The following is a 1,377-nucleotide window of genomic DNA, read 5'->3' as shown; positions in this document are numbered from 1 at the left end:
CTATAGAACCCTCCCTTGTAGATGATGAAATATATACTTATTTTGATCAACTTGTAAGTAATGAATATATGGTAGATGGTGATATATTTCATTCGATGGAGGTAAAATATATCCCTGATAAGAAGAAAGATAATAAAGTTTTTGGTGGTTATATCTGTATATCAGAGCAATAGTATTTTAGTAGATAGGAAAGCTTATAGCTACCCTGCCTGGGACCAATTTCCGATGTTAGCCAGGGCGGGCTTACCCTGACTGGGGATCATTTTTGTCGTTTACCAGGGCAGGCCTGCCCTGGTTGCACCCCATCTTCCCTGAAACAATGATAAAGTTGGAAGCGGTCGATCAGGACCTCAGCCCGGTTGGTGTCCAAAGTGAGGGGGAGTCCTTCGAAGGTCATAATAAGCCGTATTCCGGCGAAGATCCCATTTTCTTCATAGGTACGAATCTTTCTTATTGTATTTATTGCGTAGTCGGGTGAATCCATCCGGCCAAAGTGCTCCCAATAGATTTCCTCATTGCGCGGGGGAAGGAAGAAGGTGAAGTCGGGATAGAAGGCGATGTTGTTGGCCAGGTGCAAGGGGCATTCGTATTTATAGAAGATATTTTTTGACGAAAAGAGGTCGGCTAAAATCTTTTCGGACTTTGACCGGACCCGCTCATGATTATTGGTGATGATCCCTTTCGGATCATCCTCCCGAAATCCCAGCCCCTGGTAGCTGCGTGCTTTCCATGCCTGGAATTTTTGGCCGGCCGTCATTTGGATCGGTGTCACCAGCGCCTGGCGCAGGGGGTGCATGTCGGAATAGACCTTATCCACCGCCCGGTCGATTTCACCGACCGTTAGGCTGGATGTCGATGCTTTTTTGGAGAGGCGGTCCAAGAGGCGGGAGATTCGCTGATTGTAGACCTGTTGGGCCAGATTCTTTGCCATGGGAAACTCGGATTTTTGGAGGTATTTTCGCTCAACAATCCCATTTTCACTGGTACAATAAAAATATTCTGCTTGCTTGCAATTGGTTTTGATTTCAAGTCTACCTGGGATAGGTTCTGTTTTCAACCTGGATAATCTGTTTTTCAGAAGATTGATTTTATCAATAACTTCATCCTGCCTCATCTTTATTATCATGACTTCTCCTTCAATGTTTTGTGCAGTTGAGACACCATCCATATTATTTCACAAGCTCTGTTGCTATTGTGTGCCACTTTTTTTGCTTTTTTCTCATTTTCATCTACAAATGTTCCTTCATATTGGGTGCATGCTTTATATCTGCTGGCCCCTCCCTGGGAGTCATCTCTAAAGGATTACTCCCCAGGGACGTCCCTTCCTGGGTAACACCCCCAAAGAGCCATTTCCCAGGGACACCCTTCCCTGGGAGC

At 45.3% G+C, this 1,377-nt stretch carries 1 protein-coding gene; it reads right to left on the bottom strand.

The window, feature by feature from the left end; all coding sequences use genetic code 11:
* Positions 1–259: 259 nt before the first annotated feature.
* Positions 260–931 carry a PDDEXK family nuclease gene (locus HGKM_RS08145; protein WP_154645893.1) on the bottom strand — a complete coding sequence of 224 codons (672 nt, stop codon included), beginning with the start codon at positions 929–931 and terminating at the stop codon, positions 260–262.
* Positions 932–1,377: the final 446 nt, after the last annotated feature.

Origin of the sequence: Kallipyga massiliensis ph2 (assembly GCF_000311985.1) — a bacterium.
GTDB classification, from domain to species: Bacteria; Bacillota; Clostridia; order Tissierellales; family Peptoniphilaceae; genus Kallipyga; species Kallipyga massiliensis.
Note: the sequence above shows the minus strand (reverse complement) of the source record. Positions and strands in the feature narration are given on the sequence as shown.

Excerpts from the sequence above, each read along its gene's own strand:
- HGKM_RS08145 (WP_154645893.1), bottom strand. The coding sequence starts at position 931 with ATGGCAAAGAATCTGGCCCAACAGGTCTACAATCAGCGAATCTCCCGC.